The sequence below is a fragment of the Photorhabdus sp. RW14-46 genome, from assembly GCF_963887965.1.
GTDB lineage: Bacteria > Pseudomonadota > Gammaproteobacteria > Enterobacterales > Enterobacteriaceae > Photorhabdus > Photorhabdus laumondii.
Window position 1 is genome coordinate 1 of record NZ_CAWPHH010000070.1, and the last position, 4,877, is coordinate 4,877.

4 protein-coding genes, 5 tRNA genes and 2 rRNA genes are annotated in these 4,877 nt (G+C 41.2%); 1 reads left to right on the forward strand and 10 read right to left on the reverse strand.

The features are described from left to right. The 5 genes from AACQ38_RS23270 to AACQ38_RS23290 form a co-directional block, all read right to left on the reverse strand. Positions 1–352, reverse strand: a 352-nt coding sequence (locus AACQ38_RS23270) for a GTP-binding protein (protein ID WP_192880156.1), incomplete at its 3' end; no start/stop codon positions are given. 111 nt (positions 353–463) lie between these two features. After that, a tRNA-Thr gene (locus AACQ38_RS23275) sits at positions 464–539 on the reverse strand. 6 nt (positions 540–545) lie between these two features. Then, positions 546–620 (reverse strand) — tRNA-Gly (locus AACQ38_RS23280). Positions 621–721: 101 nt separating this feature from the next. Next, a tRNA-Tyr gene (locus AACQ38_RS23285) sits at positions 722–806 on the reverse strand. A 15-nt stretch (positions 807–821) separates the two neighbouring features. Beyond that, positions 822–897 (reverse strand) — tRNA-Thr (locus AACQ38_RS23290). A gap of 430 nt (positions 898–1,327) precedes the next feature. Here AACQ38_RS23290 and coaA point away from each other — a divergent pair. Further along, the gene (gene coaA, locus AACQ38_RS23295; protein WP_011148799.1) at positions 1,328–2,278 is read left to right on the forward strand and encodes a type I pantothenate kinase; all 951 of its coding nucleotides are present in this window, start codon (positions 1,328–1,330) and stop codon (positions 2,276–2,278) included. Between the two features lie 43 nt (positions 2,279–2,321). On the opposite strand, the gene birA is transcribed toward coaA, so the two are convergent. The 5 genes from birA to rrf (AACQ38_RS23320) form a co-directional block, all read right to left on the reverse strand. Beyond that, entirely contained in the window at positions 2,322–3,281 is a 960-nt protein-coding gene (gene birA, locus AACQ38_RS23300) for a bifunctional biotin--[acetyl-CoA-carboxylase] ligase/biotin operon repressor BirA (RefSeq protein ID WP_011148800.1), read from the reverse strand. Continuing rightward, complete coding sequence (gene murB, locus AACQ38_RS23305; protein ID WP_011148801.1) at positions 3,278–4,303, reverse strand: UDP-N-acetylmuramate dehydrogenase; 1,026 nt, start codon at positions 4,301–4,303, stop codon at positions 3,278–3,280. The genes birA and murB overlap by 4 nt, the downstream gene beginning before the upstream one ends. Positions 4,304–4,440: 137 nt before the next feature. Then, positions 4,441–4,556, reverse strand: a 5S ribosomal RNA gene (rrf, locus tag AACQ38_RS23310). Positions 4,557–4,577: 21 nt separating this feature from the next. Then, positions 4,578–4,653 (reverse strand) — tRNA-Thr (locus AACQ38_RS23315). Positions 4,654–4,692: 39 nt separating this feature from the next. Continuing rightward, positions 4,693–4,808 (reverse strand): 5S ribosomal RNA (gene rrf, locus AACQ38_RS23320). Positions 4,809–4,877 lie beyond the last annotated feature (69 nt).

Sequence of the window (4,877 nt, forward strand, 5' to 3'; positions counted from 1 at the left end):
CACGCGTCTGTGGCATTGGACCGTCAGTCGCGGCAACTACCAGGATTGCGCCGTCCATCTGAGCCGCACCGGTGATCATGTTTTTCACGTAGTCGGCGTGGCCTGGGCAGTCAACGTGCGCATAGTGGCGGCTTGGGGTATCGTATTCTACGTGAGAAGTAGAGATGGTGATACCACGCGCTTTTTCTTCTGGTGCGTTATCGATTTGGTCGAATGCACGAGCATTACCACCGTAGGTTTTAGCCAGTACAGTAGTAATAGCAGCAGTCAGGGTAGTTTTACCGTGGTCAACGTGGCCGATAGTACCAACGTTAACGTGCGGTTTTGTACGTTCAAACTTTTCTTTAGACATTAGATTGTCCCTCTAAGACACGGAATCGGTGGTTCCACCACATCAACCAAGCAATTGCTCGTTGAATATCGCTTACAGGAATAAAATCGGGAGACAAGGACATTAAGGAAGTGGTGCTGATAGGCAGATTCGAACTGCCGGCCTCACCCTTACCAAGGGTGTGCTCTACCAACTGAGCTATATCAGCACATCTTGGAGCGGGCAGCGGGAATCGAACCCGCATCATCAGCTTGGAAGGCTGAGGTAATAGCCATTATACGATGCCCGCATTGAACTCGGCTACCTGACTTTAATCAGCTGTATGTTGATCTCAATATACTTTGCTTCCAGTTAAGCACTAAAAGAATACCAAGATTAAATCTGATTCTTTGGTGGTGGGGGAAGGATTCGAACCTTCGAAGTCTGTGACGGCAGATTTACAGTCTGCTCCCTTTGGCCGCTCGGGAACCCCACCTTTCCAAATTTTTAATGGTGCCGGCACCAAGAATCGAACTCGGGACCTACTGATTACAAGTCAGTTGCTCTACCAACTGAGCTATGCCGGCATCAAGTGCTGCGCATTCTAGGCAGTGTGAACGCTCTATGCAACAAAAAAATTGCTTTCCTTGATCATTCGGTTGCAAAATAACCAATTTCATTCGATTAGCTGTTTTTTTCAATTGATTTAGCTTAAACAATAAACACCGAATTACCTACCAACTAAGGAACCTATCACAAGTGCTCGATAAAACTTGATAAGCCACTTCATCTTGAATCATTTAAATTCCCATCATGATAAGCAAACAGCTGAAGCTAACATTAAGTAAAACAACTCAATTTTTTACAATTCTGCATTTCTTACAAAAAAAACCTCTAAAAATATAAAAAAGCCTACGCCTGCCGCTCATCAGTCGATATCATGCGATTTATTTTTTGTCGGGTACAGGTTGTTTATTACAACTTGCCAAACCTGCACAAACAGGCAGATGTTGGTTTATGAATAAAAAAGAACCTTTTTTGGCTACTCCATATTTGCAATTCAATCGTGAACAATGGGCAACCTTACGTGATTCAGTTCCACTGACATTAACAAAAGAAGAATTAATTGATTTAAAAGGAATTAATGAAGAAATTTCTTTAGAAGAAGTTGTTGAGATTTACCTTCCTTTATCTCGCTTACTCAATTTTTATATTAGTTCAAATTTACGTCGTCAAGCAGTGCTGGAACAATTTTTAGGTACTGATGGACAAAAAGTCCCTTATGTCATAGGAATTGCTGGCAGTGTTGCTGTTGGTAAAAGCACTACTGCACGTCTATTACAAGCTCTGCTGAGTCGTTGGCCTGAACACAGAAGCGTAGAATTAATTACTACAGATGGTTTTCTACATTCTAACAGCGTGCTGAATGAACGTGGACTGATGAAAAAGAAAGGGTTCCCACAGTCATATGATATGCATAGCTTAGTGAAATTTGTATCTGATATTAAATCGGGCTCTAAACAAGTATCCGCACCAGTATACTCTCATCTTACCTATGATATCGTACCAAATGAGCAAAAATTCATTAAACAACCAGACATTTTGATTCTAGAGGGTTTGAATGTATTACAAAGCGGTATGGATTACCCCCATGATCCACACCATGTATTTGTCTCTGATTTTGTCGACTTTTCTATCTACGTCGATGCACCAGAAAAATTACTCAAAAGTTGGTATATCAGTCGTTTCTTAAAATTCCGCCAAGGTGCCTTTTCCGATCCAGATTCTTATTTCCACAGTTACTCCAAACTATCAGAAGAAGAAGCCATAAATACTGCATCCGATATCTGGCAAGAGATCAATGGACTGAATTTGCGACAAAATATTTTACCAACTCGAGAACGCGCAAGCCTAATCATGACAAAAGGTACTAATCACACTATTGAAAGCGTAAGGCTACGTAAGTAAAGATAGTCTCCGAACCCGGAAGACATTTCTCTTCCGGTCATTTTTAACAACCTCTTAAAGAAATCTCCCCGCCAATATATGGGGTTATGACACCATTCTGATCAAGTAACAAAGCACCTTGCTGATTAATACCCCTAGCTATACCATACACTTCCTGACTACCAATAATTAATTTCACCGGCCTATCCATAAAATTATCTAACTCAAACCACCGAGAAACAAATGAAGACAAGCCTTTATTTTCAAACTGAATTAGAGCTTTCCTTAGATCAAGTATTATTTCTACAGCCAATTTATTACGATCAACTTGAATTCCTGCCTGCAACAAATTAATCCATTGCTGATTAATAGGTTCTTCGTCCTTATGATCCATCGAAATATTTATACCCGCACCTATTACAACCTGAGCAGCATCACCAGTCTTTCCTATTAGTTCAACTAAAATTCCCGCTAATTTCTTATCATCAAGATATAAATCATTTGGCCATTTTACCCTAATTCTACCAGCGCCAAATCGATGCAATACTTCAGCAATAACAATGCCAACAACCAAACTCAATCCAATTGCAGCAGCAGGTCCTTGTTCAAGGCGCCAATACATAGATAAATAAAGATTTTTACCAAAGGGCGAAACCCATTTCCTTCCACGCCGCCCTCTGCCAGCATACTGGTACTCTGCAACACAAGCATCCCCTGATTTCAATTCAGATAAACGTTCCAACAAATACTGATTAGTCGAATCAATAACTGGCAAAACAGTTATACGATCCTGAGGTAAGTATTGCAAAATAGTAGACTCATCAAGTAACTGCATAGGTGCCATAAGGCTATACCCCTTACCAAGAGTTGTTTCTAGCTCAATTCCCCACTCACGAATTGTCTGTATATGTTTATTAATTCCAGCCCTACTCATCCCTAAATATTGTCCCAACTGTTGACCGGAATGAACTTCACCGTCAGACAAAATCTTAATCAACTGTAATGGCACAGTTATATCTTTCATGAAATACATTCCACAGCATCAATTTCGCCTTTAGAACCAATAAAACGAACCTCAGGTTCAAGTAATACACCAAACTTACTTATCACTTGCCGGCGAATGTAAGCAGCCAATAAAACTACATCCTTACCTGTAGCATTTTCCTGATTTATCAGTACTAGAGCTTGTCTAAGATGCACAGATGCACCTCCAATGCGATAACCTTTTAAATTACAACGTTCAATGAGCCAAGCTGCCGCTAATTTAAACATCCCATTCGTGTAAGAATATTGGGGGCTATCAGGGTAATTTTCTTTGATTTTTGCCGCAACTTCCGCACTGACAATTGGGTTTTTGAAGAAACTGCCCGCGTTTCCTGTTATTGCAGGATCAGGTAATTTACTGGTGCGCATTGCACATACTGAATCAAAAATCTGCTGAGGAGTTACATTATCTTTCGATAGCCTAGTTAAATTACCGTAGTTCAATATTGGCTGCCAATTCTTCTTCAACAATAATCCTACAGAAATAATAGAATGATTTGCTTTATATTTATGCTTGAAAATACTATCACGATATCTAAACTGACATTCACCAACACTAAGACGCGTTTGTTCCCCAGTTTCTAGATTAAGAACATCTACATATTCACACACATCTCTAAATTCAATACCATATGCACCAATATTTTGAATTGGTGCTGCGCCAGAGCAACCAGGAATTAAAGCCAGATTCTCTAATCCATAGATTTGATTTTTAAGAGAATGACAGACTAATTCGTGCCAATTTTCTCCCGCCCCTACATGTAAATGCCATGATTCATCTGTCTCCCGCTGTTGAATCCCCATAATTCTATTCAGAATCACAGTTCCTTCAAAATTTGTAGTAAATAAGACATTACTACCTCCACCAAGCAGTAATACAGGTTGTTTTTCGCTTTTGGCTTTTTGCCATAAAGCTAATAAGGACTCGGCAGATTCAGCTATATCTAAACGTTTAGCATAGGCTGATAACCCAAAGGTATTAAACTCTTTAAGAGAAAGCATTCACTCAACACTCAATAAAGCTATTTAATAAGTAGTTTATCAGCTATAGGCGTGGAAAACAGTTGGAAAACTAAGTTAGTTCTTTGTTAAATGCAAAAAGGCCACCCAGAAGGGTGGCCTTTTTGTTTCAAAATAAAGTCTGGCAGTTCCCTACTCTCACATGGGGAGACCCCACACTACCATCGGCGCTACGGCGTTTCACTGCTGAGTTCGGCATGGGGTCAGGTGGGACCACCGCGCTATCGCCGCCAGACAAATTCTTTATTCGTTATCATGGTGCTGATACCCAGATTCGAACTGGGGACCTCACCCTTACCAAGGGTGTGCTCTACCAACTGAGCCATATCAGCAATAGTTGCCCAAACTCACTGTTGGCGCAAAAAATTAAAGCCTGGCAGTGTCCTACTCTCACATGGGGAGACCCCACACTACCATCGGCGCTACGGCGTTTCACTGCTGAGTTCGGCATGGGGTCAGGTGGGACCACCGCGCTATCGCCGCCAGGCATATTCGGTTTTCTTCCGGCCGTTGTCGCTCTTCTGCCACAACCACCCGAATCAATCTCTGAACAAGC